At 70.6% G+C, this 16,355-nt stretch carries 7 protein-coding genes; 4 read left to right on the top strand and 3 right to left on the bottom strand.

Features of this window, described 5'->3' with window-relative positions; all coding sequences use genetic code 11:
* Positions 1-4 precede the first annotated feature (4 nt).
* From NR792_RS38290 to NR792_RS38280, 3 genes are read left to right on the top strand one after another with little or no spacing between them, the layout of a single operon-like run.
* Entirely contained in the window at positions 5-1,474 is a 1,470-nt protein-coding gene (locus NR792_RS38290; protein WP_375757630.1) for an SDR family oxidoreductase, read from the top strand.
* A gap of 27 nt (positions 1,475-1,501) precedes the next feature.
* Positions 1,502-8,155: an SDR family NAD(P)-dependent oxidoreductase gene (locus tag NR792_RS38285; protein WP_375757629.1), complete on the top strand. Its 6,654-nt coding sequence runs from the start codon at positions 1,502-1,504 to the stop codon at positions 8,153-8,155.
* Positions 8,156-8,182: 27 nt separating this feature from the next.
* Positions 8,183-9,256 (top strand): fatty acid desaturase family protein, encoded by a 1,074-nt coding sequence (locus tag NR792_RS38280; RefSeq protein WP_375757628.1) that lies wholly within the window; start codon positions 8,183-8,185, stop codon positions 9,254-9,256.
* A gap of 62 nt (positions 9,257-9,318) precedes the next feature.
* On the opposite strand, the gene NR792_RS38275 is transcribed toward NR792_RS38280, so the two are convergent.
* Positions 9,319-11,814, bottom strand: coding sequence for a DNRLRE domain-containing protein (locus tag NR792_RS38275; protein WP_375757627.1), 2,496 nt, complete (start codon positions 11,812-11,814; stop codon positions 9,319-9,321).
* Positions 11,815-12,106: 292 nt separating this feature from the next.
* On the opposite strand from NR792_RS38275, the gene NR792_RS38270 reads away from it, so the two are divergent.
* A complete protein-coding gene (locus tag NR792_RS38270; protein ID WP_375757626.1) occupies positions 12,107-13,486 on the top strand; it encodes an FAD-binding oxidoreductase in 1,380 nt (459 codons plus the stop codon).
* A gap of 3 nt (positions 13,487-13,489) precedes the next feature.
* On the opposite strand, the gene NR792_RS38265 is transcribed toward NR792_RS38270, so the two are convergent.
* Entirely contained in the window at positions 13,490-14,452 is a 963-nt protein-coding gene (locus NR792_RS38265) for a hypothetical protein (RefSeq protein WP_375757625.1), read from the bottom strand.
* A 147-nt stretch (positions 14,453-14,599) separates the two neighbouring features.
* A complete protein-coding gene (locus NR792_RS38260; protein ID WP_375757624.1) occupies positions 14,600-16,225 on the bottom strand; it encodes a hypothetical protein in 1,626 nt (541 codons plus the stop codon).
* Between the last annotated feature and the right edge of the window lie 130 nt (positions 16,226-16,355).

The following is a 16,355-nucleotide window of genomic DNA, read 5'->3' as shown; positions in this document are numbered from 1 at the left end:
CATCATGTCCGCGCATTCTTCTCAATCCCATACATCCACTTCCTCGACCATCCTGGAGCAGGTGCGCCAGTGCGCCGCGTCCGTCACGCGCTATCCGCTCGACATCCTGACGGAGCACGCGCAGCTCGAGGATGAGCTGGGCATCGACTCCGTGAAGCTCGCGGAGATCGCCGCCGTCATCGCGCGCGAGTTCCACCTGCCGCCGGACCGGCTGCCGCGCAACGGGAAGGCGCGCACGCTCGGCGCCATCGCCGGAGCGGTGACGGAGGCGCTGGGCACGGAGCCCACGCCGCCGCTCCACGTCGCGCCCGCGCAGCCGCCTGTGGCGCCCGTCGCGACCGTGCCCGCCGTGGTGGCGACGAAGGCGGGCACCGGCACTGCCGACCTCCTGCCGCGCGTGCGTGCCGTGTTCGCGCGCGTGACGCGCTACCCGGAGGACCTGCTCACGCCGCACGCGGACCTGGAGGACGAGCTGGGCATCGACTCCGTGAAGCAGGCGGAGGTGATGGCCGTGCTGATGAAGGAACTGGGGCTGGGTGATGCCCCGAAGCCCTCGCAGCGCCTGCGCACGATGGCCGCCATCGCCGACGCGGCCCGCGCGCTGTTGCCGTCCACGCCGTCCGTTCCGGAGGCCAGGCCTCGCGCGCCCGTGCACGCCGCGCCCGCGCCGTTGCCGTCGCGCACGGAGCAGCCCTTCGCGGGGAAGGTCGCGCTCGTCACGGGTTCAGGGAAGGGCATTGGCCGGGTCATCGCGACGCGGCTGGCGCGCGCGGGGGCGACGGTGGTCGTCAACTCGTTCCACTCCCGCGAGGACGGGGAGAAGACGGCGCGGGACATCGTGGACGCGGGCGGCAAGGCGCTCCACCTGTGGGGCTCCGTCGCGCAGGAGGAGCACCTGGAGCGGATGTTCTCCGCGATCCGCGAGCAGCTGGGCGGGCTCGACCTGCTCGTGTGCAATGCGTCCAACGGGCTCATCGGTCCGTTCGACCGCATCGCGCCGCGGGACTGGGACAAGGCGTTCCGCACCTGCATCACCGGCACCTACGAGTGCGCGATGCGCGCCCGGCCGCTGATGGCCGCGCGCGGGGGCGGGAGCATCGTCACCATGTCCACGTCCATGTCCCAGCGGTACATGCACGACCTGGGCTGCCAGGGCGTGGTGAAGGCGGGCGTGGAGTCGCTCACGCGCTATCTGGCCGCGGAGCTGGCGCCGGACGGCATCCGCACCAACTGCGTGTCCGCGGGGCCCGTGCACGGGGACCTGCTGGGCATGTTCCCGGACGCACCGGAGCGCGTGGCGCGCTGGGAGTCCGCGACGCCGGGCGGACGGCTGTGCACCGCGGACGACGTCGCGGACGTGACCGAGCTGCTGCTGGGGCCGAAGACCCAGCGCGTGAATGGCGCCATCTGGGTGGTGGACGCCGGCCTCTCCGGGACCGTGGACGGCCTGCTGCCGGCCGCTCGCGCGTCCTGATCCGTCCCCCTTTCCGGAGCCACCACCATGGACTTCTTCGCCGTCCCGTACGACATCCACTTCGATGACACGATGGCCTACGGGAGCCATCACTTCCTCACCAACTTCAAGTTCCAGTGCGCCGGCCGGGAGCACCTGCTCTTCAGCCCGCACGCCTTCGAGGTGCCCGAGTTCCGGCGCGACTTCGACCAGGTGCTGCTGCTCACCTACGAGGGCTATTCGCGCAACCTCGCCCCGGCGTCGCTGGGGGACCGGCTGGTGGTCCTCACGTCGCTGGAGGACCGGGGCGAGGTGTCCCTGCGCTTCTGCTTCCGCACGCTGAAGAGCGACGGCACGCCGGTGGCCTGCGGCTACCAGACCGTGCTCTGCGCGGACCGGCAGGGCGTGCTGCGCGCCTTCCCGGAGTCCTTCCAGCGCAGCTTCGAAGCCCTCGCGGCCCTTCATGAGCCGGTGGGCGCGAAGAGCTTCCGCGACCGCGCCTTGCAGGGAGGCGCGGGCGTCCAGGCGCTGTTCCCGCAAGCCGTGCGTGAGCTGGCGAGGACCCTCCTGGCGGACACCGCTCCGCGCGGGGTCTCCCGCACGGTCCGCCTTCCCGAGCCGGGCCTGACGTTGCCCGCCAACGCCACGGCGTTCCTGTTCGCGGGACAGGGCACGTTCGAGCCAGCCCTCTTCCTCCAGCTGAAGGCGCTCCAGCCGGAGCTGCGCGGGGAGCTGGAGGCAGTGTCGGAGGCGTGCCGTGCCCAGGGCATCGACGTGGCGCCGCTGCTCGCGGCGGAGGACGTCGCCCAGGTGGGCCGGGCGCTGGACGCAGCGCCGCTGTTGGATCAGCTCGGCATCTTCCTGTCGGGCGTGCTGGGCGCGCGGTGGATGGAGCGTCAGGGCACGCGGCCGGACGTGTTCGTGGGGCACAGCTTCGGGGAGATCGCGGCGATGACCGCGGCCGGTGCGCTGGACCTGCGCACGGGCGCGGAGGTGGTGTGCCGTCGCATCCGGGCACTCCAGACGGTGCCGGACGACCTGGGGACGCTCGCGGCGGTCGCGCTGTCGGAGCCGGAGACCGTGCGGGCGCTGGCGGAGAGTGGAGCGCGGACCCTGGAGGTCGCGGGCCGCAACCACTCGCGGCAGACCGTGGTCGCGGGGCCTCGTGAGCAGCTGGAGCAGCTGCGCGCGTTCCTGGAGCGGCAGGGCAAGGGCTTCACCTTCATCTCCAGCCGGTATCCCTTCCACCACCCGGGCCTGGCACCCGCGGTCGCGGCGTTCCGCGCGAGCCTCGCGGACCTCACGGTGCAGCCGGCGCGGGGGCCCATCTATTCCCCCATCGAGCGGAGGGTGTACGGAGGCGGCCGGTCCGAGCTGGCGGGGGCGCTCGCGTCCCACCTGGTGCGTCCCTTCGACTTCCCGGGCGCGGTGGAGACGCTGGTGGGCGCGGGCTGCACCCGGTTCGTGGACTGCGGCACGGGGGGACGGCTCACGCGCATCGTCCAGCGGATCCTCCCCGCGGACACGTCCGTGGCGCTGACGTCCCTGGACCGCGCGCTGCCCGCGGATCCTCCGGCCGCGCCTCCCGTTGCTCGGGACGCGGAGACCGTGGCGCCGGGCATCGCGGTGGTGTCCCTGGGCTGCATGCTTCCGGGCGGCGCGAAGGATCCGGAGACGTACTGGAGGAACATCCAGCGGGGCATCAGCGGCATCGTCGACACGGGCCTGAATCATCCCGACCAGGTCGTGGACTTCGTGGGTCCGGCGGTGACTCCGGACCGCACGTACACGCTGCTCACCGGGCGGGTCCTGGACACGGACCTCGTCCCGCCCCCGGGCCTGTCGCCGGACCGCTTCCAGCGCTATGGCCGCGAGCAGCAACTGCTGGCGATCGCGCTCACCCAGGCGATGGAGTCCCTGCGGTCCACGGCGCCGCGTGGGCCTGGACGCATCCAGTGCCTGCTCGGCTCCACCGCGGACGGCTCTCCCGAGTACGACGACGCGTTGTGCCTGGAGGCGGGCGAGGCCCTGCTGCGTGCACGAGGCGAGATGGCGCTGGAGTTCTCCGCGCTGATGCGTGAGGCCCTGGGGGGCAGCGCCACGTCCGCGGAGCTGGCGCCGCACCCCACCCTCCAGGCGGTGGTGACGGACATCGTGGGTCCGGGCGTTTCCACGATGCTGCTGGACGCGGCCTGTGCGTCCTCGCTCTACGCCATCGCGCTGGGGATGAAGGCCCTGGAGCGTGACGAGGCCGACCTGGTGCTCGCGGGCGGGGTGTTCTCTCCGGGCCCGGGCAACAGCTGCCTGTTCTCCCAGTTCAAGGGGCTCTCCGCGACGGGGAGCCGGCCCTTCGATGAGCGCGCGGACGGCGTCATCTTCGGCGAGGGCGCGGGGGTGGTGGGCCTGATGCGCCTGGAGGATGCCGTGTCCAAGGGGCTGCGGGTCCACGCGGTCATCCGGGGCGCGGGGCTCTCCAGCGACGGGCGCAGCAGCTCCGCCAACGTCCCGCGCGCGGATGGGCAGGTGGCCGCGATGGAGGCGTGCTACGCGGCGGCTGCCCTTGAGCCGGCGTCCATCCAGTACATCGAGGCGCACGGCACGGCCACGCCGGCCGGTGACACCACCGAACTGCAGTCGATTGGCCGCGTCTTCGGCGGCAAGCGCAAGGGCCTCCAGCTCGCCAGCGTGAAGGCGTTGATTGGCCATGTCGGTTGGGCCGCGGGCGCGGCTTCGGTCATCAAGCTGTGCAAGGCGCTGGAGCACCGGAGCTTCCCGCCGCAGTCCCACTTCGACCGTCCGGGCGCGGGGCTGCGAGCGCTCGGGCCGGACTTCGAGGTGAGCACGCGGGAGCAGTCGTGGCCGGAGAACGGGGAGCATCCGCGCCGGGCCGCCACGAATGGCTTTGGCTTTGGCGGCACGAACGCGCACCTGGTGCTGGAGGAGTACCGGGGAGGCACGGTCGCGCCGCGCGCCAGGGAGGTGCCCACGGAGGGCGAAGCGCTGGTGGTGGTGGCCGCGGAGGGGATGTTCCCGGAGGCGCGCTTCGACGCCCGGGGCCTGCGGCTGCCCGCGTCCGTGCGGCTGTTGCCGGACATCACCGAGGACATGGACCTCACGCAGCACCTGGGGCTCATCGTCGCGAGCGACGTCGTGAAGAAGCTCGGAGCTTTTGAGTCGCTGCGGCCGGGGACGGCCATCGTCCTGGGGCTGGAGGGAAAGACGCGCCGGGGCGTGGAGGCCACGCAGCGCGTGCTGGCGGACTCCACGCGGCGCCGGCTGCGCGAGCACGTCCAGCGAGCGCCGGACTCCGCACGGCTCCTGCCGCTGGTGGACCGCCTGCATGCGGCGGTGGGTGCGCTGCGGCCCTCCGGCCCCTACACGCTCCAGGGGATGATGCCCAACGTCACGCCGGGGCGGGTGGCGGGAGCGCTGGACACCAAGGGGCCGAACTTCGTGGTGGACGCGGGGGCCAACACGCTGGCCGCGTCGCTGCGGGCTTCACGGGCCCTGCTGGACAGCGGGTTCGAGCTGGTGCTCGTGGGCAGCGCCCACGTGCGGCGCCCGGGAGAAGGCCCTGCCGCGTCCATGCCTGAAGAGGGCATGATGATGCTCGCCGTGACCACGGCCGCGAAGGCGGAGGCGCGAGGTCTGCAGCCGCTGTGCCACCTGCGGATGTCCGAAGAAGGGGGCTCCGGGCCGGGCGTCATGCTGCCGCCCCATTCCGCCCGGGAGGCCCAGGAAGTCCTCCGCGCGGTGCGGGCCGCCGCCGAGGGACAGGCCTCCACGCTGCGCTTCCATCCGGATGCCGCGACCGGCGCACGGCTGGTGCTCCAGCTTCGTCCTGGACTCAGTGCCCGGCCGGGCGCCCCGGCGGGAGCGCACCTCCCGAACCTGTCCGACAGTCGGACAGGTTTGGACAACCCTGGTGGGGTCCCCGGCGCGGACGCGTTCCCACTGCCGTTTCGGAACGGAACGGGCTCGTCACCCACGGCGGATGGGAGGCTTCCGGTCCAGCCGAGCCGCACCAACCTGTCCGACAGTCGGACAGGTTTGGAGAACCACGCCAGCCCCCTGAGCGCTGAGGCACGCCCGCTGACGGTCCTCAATGAACCGGGCTCGTCACCCGCCATGGATGGCCAGCGACCGAGCCATCCGGGCCGTGAAAACCTGTCCGACAGTCGGACAGGTTTGGACCACCGCGTCGGGCGGGGGGTGTCCTCCACGCCTGTCCCGGAGGCCTCCGACGGCTTCGACCACTCCGCCCCCATCCGCTACCACGCGCCGGTGCTCGTCGAGCGTCCGGCCCCGGCGACCGGAGTGTCGCAGCTGCGCGGCCGGCGGGTGCTGTTCATCGCGCAGGACGAAGCCCTGGCCCGTGAGCTTGCGGCCCAGGCACGTGACGCCTGCGGTCCCGAGTTCCGCATCGTCCACGCGGGTGCCTCGGACGCTGCCTCGCGGATCCATGGCATCGACCTCACGCGGGAGGAGACCGCGGAGGCCGGGCTGGATGCGCTCGGATTCGAGCCACAGGTCATCGTCGCGGTCTGCCGGATGGCCTTTGACGCCAGCGAGTCCGCGGTCATCGCGGACACGGCCCTGCGTCACGAGGCGCTGGAGCTGCTCTTCCTGTCCGCCCGCCGTGCCTATGCGGGACTGACCGCCGGCACGGTGGCGCTGGCGAGCCTGTGCATCGGCGGCGTTGGTCCGCGCCGGACGCTGCACCCGGTGACCGGCCTCTTCGCCGGATTGCTCAAGTCCCTGGGCCGCGAGGTGCCGGCGCATGGCATCCGGGCCATCGCCACGACCGCGATCCCCCTTCTCAAGGCGCTCGACCACGTCACCTCCGAGCTGGCCACCGGGGACGACTCCGCTCCCGTCGAGATCTGCTTCGACGGCTCCGTCCGCTGCGTCCGGCTGCTCCAGCCCACGGACGTCCCTGCACGGCCCGCCACGACGCTCGACTCCCGCTCGGTGGTCCTGCTCACGGGCGGTGGGCGCGGTGTGACCGCCGTCCTCGCCGGGGCGCTGCTCAAGCGGTACGGCTGCAAGGTCGTCCTCCTGGGCCGCAGCGACCCGTCCGACGCCCCCGAGCGCGTGCTCCAGGCACGCGACGAGGACCTGGGCGCCGTGGAGCGCGAATTCTACGCCTCCGAGCTCGCCCGCGACCCCGCCGTGCGGATGCCCGCGCTGCGAGCACGCTTCGAGCGCCACCTGGCCGTGCGCGAGCTGCGGGCCACGCTCGACGGGCTCACGCGGCTCCCCGGCCAGATGACCTACCGGGCCGCGGACGTCACCCGTCCCGAGGAGGTCGACCGCGTCGTGGAGGAGCTGCTCCGTGAACACGGGCGGCTCGACCTGGTGGTCCACGGCGCCGGCACGCAGGTCTCCAAGAAGCTCCACCGCCGCCGGCTCACGGAGCTGCGGAGCACGCTGGACACCAAGCTGCTGGGGCTGCGCAACCTGCGCGAGGCGTGCGCCCGCCGCCTCCCCGCCCCCGTTCCGTTCCACGTCCTGACCTCCGCGTTCAGCTACATCGGCAATGACGGACAGGCGGACTACGGGGCCGCGAACGAGGCGCTGGACCGGCTCTGCGCCTGGGTCAGCGACGCGCGCCAGGACGTGCAGTGGTGCAGCGTGGGCTGGCTCGCGTGGGACGGCATCGGCATGACGCGCGGCTCGGAGTACAAGGTCCTCGGGGCCAGCCGCCGGCTGCGCGGCATCCGCGCCGACGAGGGCGAAGCGCTCTTCCTCCAGCTGGTGGACGGCCAGCCCGTCCAACCCATCAACGTCCAGCTCACCGAGAGCGAGCGCGCCTTCTACGGCCTGGAGGTGCTCGCCCCGCCGCCGCGCACCCCGGAGCCGCCCCGCCCCACGCGACGGGACCTGACGGTCGACGCGGCGAGCATCCCGTGCCTGGAGGACCACCTGGTCCGGGGCACCCCCACCCTGCCCGGCGCCTGGGCCCTGGACCTCATGTTCCAGGCGGCCCTGGATGACGCGCGCCCCGAGCTGCGCACCGTCACCATCGAGGACGTCCGGTTCTCACGCTTCATCCGCGTGAAGCCGGGAGGCCAGCAGTCCCTGCGCGCCGAGTGCACCCCGCTGACCGACGCCCCGGGCCAGCACAGCGTGCAGGTGAAGCTGACGGGCGACATCGTCCACCCCTCCGGAGTGGTGCTGGAGCGCGACCTCGTCTACGCCGAGGCCCGCTTCACGCTGACGGCCGAGCCCCCCCGGACCTCGCCGCGGCTGGAGGCCGCCCGCGCCTCGGGCCACGGCATGCCCGTGCACGACCCGCACTGCGCCTCGGGCTCCCCCATCGAACTGCGCAAGATGTTCGACTGCCTGGAGGAGATCCGCCTGGAGCAGGACGCCCGCTTCGCGAGGCTCGGGCTTCCGGAGGTCTCCCGGGAGGCGGGCCACGGCGTGCCCGCGCTCGTGCTGGACGCGGCCCTGCGCCTGAGCGCGATGCACGTGGAGGGCGTGTCGAACGACGTGTTCGCCCCCATTGGCGTCCAGCGGGCCACGTTCGACCGCGACCTGGTGGCGCATGACGCCCGTGCCCCCCGCCGCCTCACGCTGAAGGCGCTCGCCCCCCGCGTGGAGGGAGAGTTCCTCCAGTGCGGCACCGTGGCGGCGCATGACGAAGCGGGCCGCCTGCGGATGCTCGTCGAAGGCGGCATCGCCCGCCCCATGGCCTGAAACCCCTCTCCTGAACAGGCAACCGCCATGAACGACTCCGCCCCTTCCCTCCTCCTGCCCCCGGATGAAGCCAAGCGGCTCCGCTCGGAGCTGCGCCGCGTGCTGCCCCCGGAGGCCTTCGAACGACAACCCCTGCGCGGCATCGTGGCGCTCTGCCTCGTGCCGGTGGAGGCCGCGCTCATCTGGGTGCTCGGCACCTGGACGCTGCCCCACTGGGCGTGCCTCCTCATCGCCTTCGTGCTGGGCCAGCTCATCACCGCCGTGGGGCTCGCCGCGCATGAGGCGCTGCACCACTCGGTGTTCCACAGCCGCAGGCTGGAGAGCCTGCTGGGCTGGGTGGGCTTCGCGCCCTTCCTGGTGACGCCGGGCAACTGGAGGGCCTGGCACGTCCAGGCCCACCACAGCGCCGCCAACGTCCACGTGCGAGACCCGGACATCCTCCCGCGCAGGACGGACTGGCACACCCAGGGGTTCGCGAAGCTGTTCCACGCGATGTCCCCCGGCTCCGGGCACTGGCTGAGCTTCATCAGCTTCAGCGTCTTCTTCACCGCGCAGGGCCAGGCCTTCCTCTGGCACCACTGCCGGCTGCCCGGGTTCCAGCACGTGCACCTGCACCGCGCACGGGAGCGCGTCCTCACGCTGCTCGTCACGGCCGGCTGGGTGGCGCTCGGGTGGGTCCTGGGGCCCCGGGCCGCGTTCTACGCGCTGGTGCTCCCGCTGCTCATCGGGAACGTCACGCTGATGATCTACATCGCCACCAACCACTGGATGCAGCCCGCGTCGGAGGAGACGGACAACCCGTTCGTGAACACCGCCAGCGTGGAGACGCACCCGGTGATGAACTGGCTGCACTTCAACTTCAGCTACCACCAGGAGCACCACATCTTCCCGGCGCAGAGCCCGAAGTACGCCCCGCTCCTGCGCAAGCACCTGCGGGAGCTGAGCCCCCAGTCCTCCATCGTCTATCCCCACCTGCGCGCCCTGCGCACGCTGTACCAGCGTCCGGCGCTCTACTCCGCGGATGGCCAGACGCTGATGGGCCGGGACGGCACACCGGCGCTGACCACCACGGAGCTGCGCCAGCGGCTCGAAGCCACCTGAGCGGCTGAGAACAAGGCCCGGAACCGCGCTTGGGTTCCGGGCCCCGGCCCCTCCCGAGGCCGCTACTTCACCGGCCAGCTCAACGCGCCCCGGCTCGTCACCGTGCCGGCGGGCACCCCCAGCACCTGCGCCACATCCGCGGGCAGCGGGCTGCCGCTGAGGTACGCCGGGCTGGAGGACCGCACGGCGTAGTTGCGCAGGCCCTGGTTCACGAAGAACGGGTCGCCACCGGACGCGAGGTCGTGGCCATGGGACTCCCAGCCATGGGTCGCGCGCATCGCGGCCAGCGACGTGTAGTTCACGCCGCCCGTGTCCACCCAGTTGATCAGCGACTTCCCGCTGCCACCGGAGCGGTAGTAGCTGTTGTAGTCCATGGCGGAGAAGAACGTGTTCGGGCCGGTGTTGGTGAAGTTGTTGTCCGACCGCGAGGCCTTGAAGGTGGTGATGTTCCCGCCGGACAGGATGTTGTTCACCACCTGCACGTTCACGGTGTCCGGCCCGATGTCCGAGCCGCGCCGGTCCTGCTCGTTGCGGGCGTCGTCGTAGACCCACAGGTCGATGGCGGCGTTGTCCACCAGGGTGTTGTTGTAGATCTTCGTGTTCGCCGCGCACGTCTGGATGCCCGCGTACGTGTTGTCGTAGATGAGGTTGGACGCGATGATCCCCGTGTCGGACACCTCGTAGAAGATGCCGATCTTGTTGTTGCGGGAGATGTTGTTGACGATGACGCCGCCGCGGCAGTCCTCGTCACACCAGAAGCCCGCGCCGCCCAGGTTGTTCTCGAAGACGTTGCGGCGCACCGTGAAGCCATTCATGTGGGCAATCTTCACGCCCGCCTGCGCGCACGAGCGCGAGCAGTTGGTGCCGAAGCGCTCCGTGTTGTTGGCGTTGACGATGTTCTCCTCCAGGAGCAGCCCGTCCGGGACGACCGTGCCGGAGTTGGTGGAGCCGTTGGAGCCCAGGGCGGTGAAGCCGTTGTTCGCGAAGACGGAGCGGCGCACCACGCCGCCCTGGGGCTTGATGCTCAGCGAGCCCGCCGCCATCCGCGTGAAGACGCAGTTCTCCACCAGCGAGTTCGTCGCGCCGATGTAGACGGCCGCGCTCGTGGTGCCGCTGTACTCGTTCGTCGCGTACCGCCGGAAGCCCAGGCCCTTCAGCGCGTAGCCGGTGTTGCCCAGCACCAGGGCCACGGGGCGCGCGGCGACCTCCACCGTGTGGCCCGTGGGGTTCGTCGCGATGTAGATGCGGCGGTTGTTCCAGTCATAGAAGAAGTTGCCCGGCGTGGCCTCCGCGAGCGTCTTCACCTCGTGCACGTAGGCCCCGTCGATGAAGACCATCTGCGGGTCGCCCGCGGCGGGGTTCGCCGGGTCGCCGTACATGTCGAAGTGAGCGCACGGCCCGGTGTTCGTCGTCGGCTGGGCGTCGTACTTGTACTGGTAGTAGCCGCCGTTGCAGAAGCTGGGCGTGCTCCAGTCCATGTACCAGTGGCCCGCGCCGTCCGCCGTCCACGCCGAGGCGGGCTTGACGTCCGTGCCGTCGAACCAGACCTGTTCGTGCGGGTACGCCTGGATGGTCATGGGCTTCGTCGCGACCCGGTAGTTGCCCGCGCCGTTGTTGAGCCAGTCGCGGTACGTGCCACCGCGCACGACGATGGTCCCGCCGGAGGGTACCAGCGCGACGGCGCGGCTGATGGTGGCCACTGGCGCCGCCTGCGTCCCCGCGTTGCTGTCGCTGCCATTCGTCGCGAGGAAGATGGCGCCCGAGGGGATGGCGTAGTTCGTGTCCGGAATCGTCGTGCCCGTGTTGTCCAGGCCGGGGAGGCCCGGGTTGCCAGCGGAGCCCTGGCCGTCCGGCAGCGCGTAGGTCACGGTCAGCTTCGGGCGGTTGGCGAGCGTCGCGGCCTCCGACGAGTCCAGCTCCAGCCCGTCCAGGTTGGTGGGTGCGTCCAGCACGAAGCCCTGGTTCGTGGCCGCGTTCGCGACCCAGCCCTGCACGGCCGCGATGCCCGCCGCGTTGAGGTCCACGCCGTAGCTGCCCGTGGCGCCCGGCAGCAGCGTGGCGAAGGAGACAGCGCCCCGGTCCGCCGCGCCGCTCGCGCCCGCCGCGCTCCACGGTGAACCGGTGGCCGCGAGCGTCCAGGTGGCCTGACCTTCCGTCCACGCACGGCCCGCGGCGTAGACGAGGTAGCCCTCCCCGGTGGTGGAGTTGCGCACGTTGAAGGTCAGCCGGACGGCCTGCACCGTCGCGTTCGCGGGGATGGCGCTCACGTCGAAGCGCAGCAGGCCGTTCGACGTCTTGCCTGAGCCCGTGGGGTAGTCACGGTCCAGGCGGATCAACCCGTCCGCCCCCGCGTTGAGGGTGGGGCTGTTCTGCGAGAGCGTGGCGTCCGACGCGCCGGTGTACGCCGCCGACGGCGAGACCTGCTCCTGGAACGACACCGTCACGGGCGCCTCCAGGGCACCCTCCACGGCGGAGAGGGCGTCCGCGTCGGACGGCGCATCGCCGCAGGCCACGGTCAGCAGCAGGGGCAGGAGGACCGGCGCGCGGCGCCTGGACATCAGAGGGGGGAGGAACGACATCAAGAGGGGAGCTCCGTTCAGGGGGAAAGGGTCAAGCACGACCCATGTGGACCCAAAGCACGGAATTCTCGTGAAAACCCTCAAATTGTTGCGGGGACTTGTTCCTGCCCGGGTGGATGCCCAGTGTCCCCGGGTCCGATGCGGCACGGGACTTCGCGGTCTCCAGGCCGGCCGCACGCCCTGATGCCGGACGTGAGGGCTCCGCGCCGACAGGTCAGGGCTCACGTTTCACGGAATCATCCGCACCCTTCCTCCTAATCGGAGGAACTGGATGCTCACGGAGTCGGTGACTGGTGGTCCCCGCGTGGAGGTCTCTTCACGGGCGGAAGCGCTTCACGAGGCGAAGGTGGAAGCCATCGCCCGGCAGCTGCGGCAGCGGAAGGGAAAGGGCCCCGCGTCGTTCAAGAAGAAGTCCCCGCCCCACAGCGTCCCCAAGCGGTTCGACTCGCGGCGCCGCGATGAGAAGGTGGACCTGAGCGACCTGGATCAGATCCTCGACATCGACACCGTGGGGATGACCTGCACGGCGGAGCCCGCGGTCACCTTCGACGAGGTGGTGCGCGCGACGCTGCCCCACGGGCTCATCCCGTACATCGTCCCGGAGCACAAGACCATCACGCTCGGGGGCGCCATCGCGGGGTGCTCCATCGAGTCCATGTCCTTCCGCCAGGGCGGCTTCCACGACACCTGTCTGGAGTACGAGGTCATCACCGCGAAGGGCGAGGTGCTGCGCTGCTCACCGCGCGAGGATCCGCTCCTCTTCGAGATGATGCACGGCTCGTTCGGGACGCTGGGCATCCTGTCGAAGCTGCGCTTCAAGCTCGTGCGCTGCGCGCCCTTCGTGCGGGTGACGAACGAGACACACGACTCGCTGGAGTCCTTCCAGCAGGGCATCTGGCACCACTTCCAGGACCCGGGCGCGGACTACCTGGACGGGCAGATCTTCTCGCCCACGAAGCACGTGCTGTGCGTGGGCCACTTCGTGGACAAGGCCCCGTACGTGCACCGCTACGACTGGCTCACCGCGTACTGCGAGAGCATCCCGCGACGGAGCGAGGACTACCTCCCGACGTACGACTACCTCTTCCGCTACAACCGGGGCGTCACGCACGTCAACCCGAAGAGCCTCGTGGCGCGGGCGCTGTTCGGGAAGTTCATCCACTCCGACAGCGTGCTGAGGACGGCCAACCGCTTCACCCAGCTGCTGCCCAAGAAGGACCCGCCGGTCATCGTGGACGTGTTCGTGCCCTTCTCACGCACGGCCGAGTTCATGGACTGGTACCACCGCGAGATGAAGCACTACCCCGTGTGGTGCGTGCCCTTCAAACGGACGCGCGACTACGAGTGGCTGACGCCGCAATGGTGGTCCGGAATGAAGGACCCGCTGTTCCTGGACCTCGCCGTGTACGGCATGCCCCAGCCAAAGGGCCGCAACGTCTACAAGGAACTGGAGGACGAGCTCCAGCGCGTCAACGGCACCAAGACGCTCATCTCGTACAACTACTACGACGAGGAGACGTTCTGGAGCCTCTGGAACAAGGACACGTACCAGGCCGTGAAGCAGCGCACGGACCCGGACAACCTCTTCCGGGACCTGTACACGAAGACGTGCAAGGCGGCGCTCGGCCTGGACTCACCCCAGGCCCACTGAGCTTCAGCCAATCTCCGTCCGGAGGTTCAGCGGACCGGCGGGGACGCCCACGTCGTGGAGGGCGGGGTCGTCCTTCTCCGTCTGCCAGGCGTTGGCCTCCGTCACGGTCTTGCCGGTGGCCTCGTTGGTGATGGACATCCTGCCGTTGTGGCCGGCGGGGGCAATCTGGCTGGTGTCGAAGCCGCTCCAGCCCGTGCCGGAGTTCGCGAACGTCGCCTCGCCCCAGGTCTGCCCGGAGTTCGCGCCGGGCTTCGCCGAGCCGTCCTTCGACGCGCACCACGCCACGCTGCTGTTGCTGTCGAACGCCACCACCTGCGACTGGCCGGGCTGGAGCGTGAACGTCTTGGGCGTGCTCTTGTCGAAGTTCTGCCCGTCGTTCGGGTTGCCGTTCTCACCCGTCTTGTTCCAGAGGGTGATGGTCCGCGGCTCGTTCGTCTTGTTGGTGAACGTATTCGTGTACTTGAACTGGCCCTTCTGGCCCTCGTCGATGAGCTGCATGTTGCTGTTGTAGGGCGACCCGACGTTGTTCTTGGCCAGCCACGGCGCGTTCGCGGGCGCGGGCTCCGTGGAGCCGGCGGACGGCGGGCCGAAGCCGGGGCCCGCGTCGCTGTTGTACGTGGGGTGCGCCGGAGCCGCCGCGCTCGCGGTGGGAGCCGCGGCTCCCGCACCGCCGACCTTGGGCGCGACAGTCGGCGCGTCCTCGCCCAGGCCGCCCAGCGACGGCACCTCCAACGCCTTCACCAGCTGCGAGAGCTGGCTCACTGCCTGCGCCAGCTGCGCCCCGAAGTCACCGGAGGCACCGCCGGCCCGGCCGGGCCCCTGCTCGAAGGAGTCCGTCATGAGCATGCGCCGCAGGTCGCTCCGGGGCTGCTGCGCCTGGGTGCCCGCCACGGCGGCCGGCTGGAGCTGGGAGGGGCTCGACAGAGGCTGGGAGAAGGACGCGCGGTTCAGGGAGGAGATGGACATGCCGGGACCCAAGAGCACGGCACATGCCAGCCTCCGGGCCCCGGTGCCCTCCCGTGAAATCAGTCACTTGGGACGGGCCCGTCCCGCGACATGGCGCCCGGCGCGATGACGCCATTCATCACCTGATGTCTGGCGTCACCAGCGGGCTCAGCCGGCATGGGCCGCGAAGACGTCCCGCAGGCCCGCGATGAGCGCGTCGCCGGGATACGGCTCGCCCAGCGGCCCCAGCGCATCGCGCAGCGCCGCGAAGAGCGCGTGGACGTGCCGGGGCTTGTCGCCGTCCCAGTCCAGGTGCCGGGCGATCTGCTGGCTCTGCGCCCGGAACTTCTCCAGCGACTCCTCGTAGGGTGCCGCCGTGGGGATGTTGATGCGCAGCAGCAGCGCCAGCAGCGCGAGGAGCTCCGCGAAGTCGTAGCGGTCCGACTTCGCGTCGTAGAAGGATTCCAGGCGTACGTTCTCCGGATTGAACCAGTAGCCGATATGGGCCGCCGCCTTCTCCCGGCTGCGCTCCACGTCCACCTGGAGCTGGGCGTGCAGCTCCGGATCCACCTGCGTCACCAGCGACCTGAGGACCGTGGCCTTGCTCAAGGCCGTGCTGTCGAAGCGCCGCGTCGGCAGCGTGCGCAGCGGCGTTCCCTCGAAGGTGAGCACCTCCAGCTTCGGCAGCCGCGTGAGGACCTCCGGGAAGTCGAACATGAGCTGGACCTGCTTCCAGCTCCCGAAGGCCCGCCGGACGTAGGCGTGGGGGTTGTTGACCAGATTCACCCGCCGCAGCTCGGCGCATCCGGCCAGTGACTCCGGCAGCCGCCAGAGGCAGTTGTACGACAGGTCCAGGACCCGCAGCTTCTTGAGCTCGCCCATGGACTCCGGCAGCTCCAGCAGCTGATTACCGTGCAGGTCCAGCTCGCGCAGCTCCGTGAGCTGCCCCAGCGCTTCCGGGAGCGCGCGGAGGTTGTTGCGGCGGAGGTTGAGCTTCTCCAGCTTGCGGAACAGGAAGAGCTCCTCCGGCAGGGACGTGAGCCCCTTGTCCTCCAGCGTGAGGCTCTTGACCTTGTCGGGCTCCGCGAGCTTCTTCGCGACGAGCTGACGGAACGCCTCCCGGATGCTGGTGAACGCGTCGCGAGCGACGGGCTTGCCCGCCGCCAGCCGGGCCCGCACCTTCTCCAAATCGACGCGGCCGTCCCTCACCACCGCCGGAACGAAGACGCCCTTCCCTTCGTAGGGGTTCTTCACGTCCTCCACCCCGCCGGCCACCGCGAACACCTTCGAGTCCTGGCCCAGGTAGCGGTGCGCATCGACAGCGCCCGCCACCTTGAAGGCGTAATGCGAGGCAAGGGTGCGGGCCTTGAGGTTGCCGCCCACGGAGACGCTGCCGTGGTTGTAGACCGCCACCAGGTCTTCGGTCGTCAAGTCGCCGGAGACATGGAGCCGCGCGCCACCAATGGCGATGCGCTTCGCGACGAGGTTGCCGTGCACCTGGAGGAACGGGCCGAAGTCGTTCTCCCAGTTGAGCACGCAGCCTTCGACGGTGAGGTCACCTCGCACGATGAGGCCGGTGAACGGAGGCGCGTCCTCGTCATCCTGCGCGAAGATTCCCTGGCGGAAGTCCAGCCCCAGGTCGTGCGGCATGACGACGTTCCCGGTGAGGACGAGCACGCGGTCCTCGTCGTCCTCGCGATTGCCAGGGGCCTTCACCTCGTCGCGAACCTGGGACCAGGTGAGGATTTCGAACGGCAGGTCGCTGACCGGGGGCCGTGAAGTCTTCTTCTTCATGGGCCAGGGTCTACCCCACCCGGCCAGCGCCCACACCACCAGGAACAATCCCCACGACCAGGAATCCGGGTCCGCTGCGTATTGAAGCGGACCGGCCACCAGCAACCCTCCACGGTGGCCCAATCGAGGG

Source organism: Corallococcus exercitus (assembly GCF_042231735.1).
GTDB lineage: Bacteria > Myxococcota > Myxococcia > Myxococcales > Myxococcaceae > Corallococcus > Corallococcus exercitus_B.
This window is presented reverse-complemented; position numbering and strand designations above follow the sequence as displayed.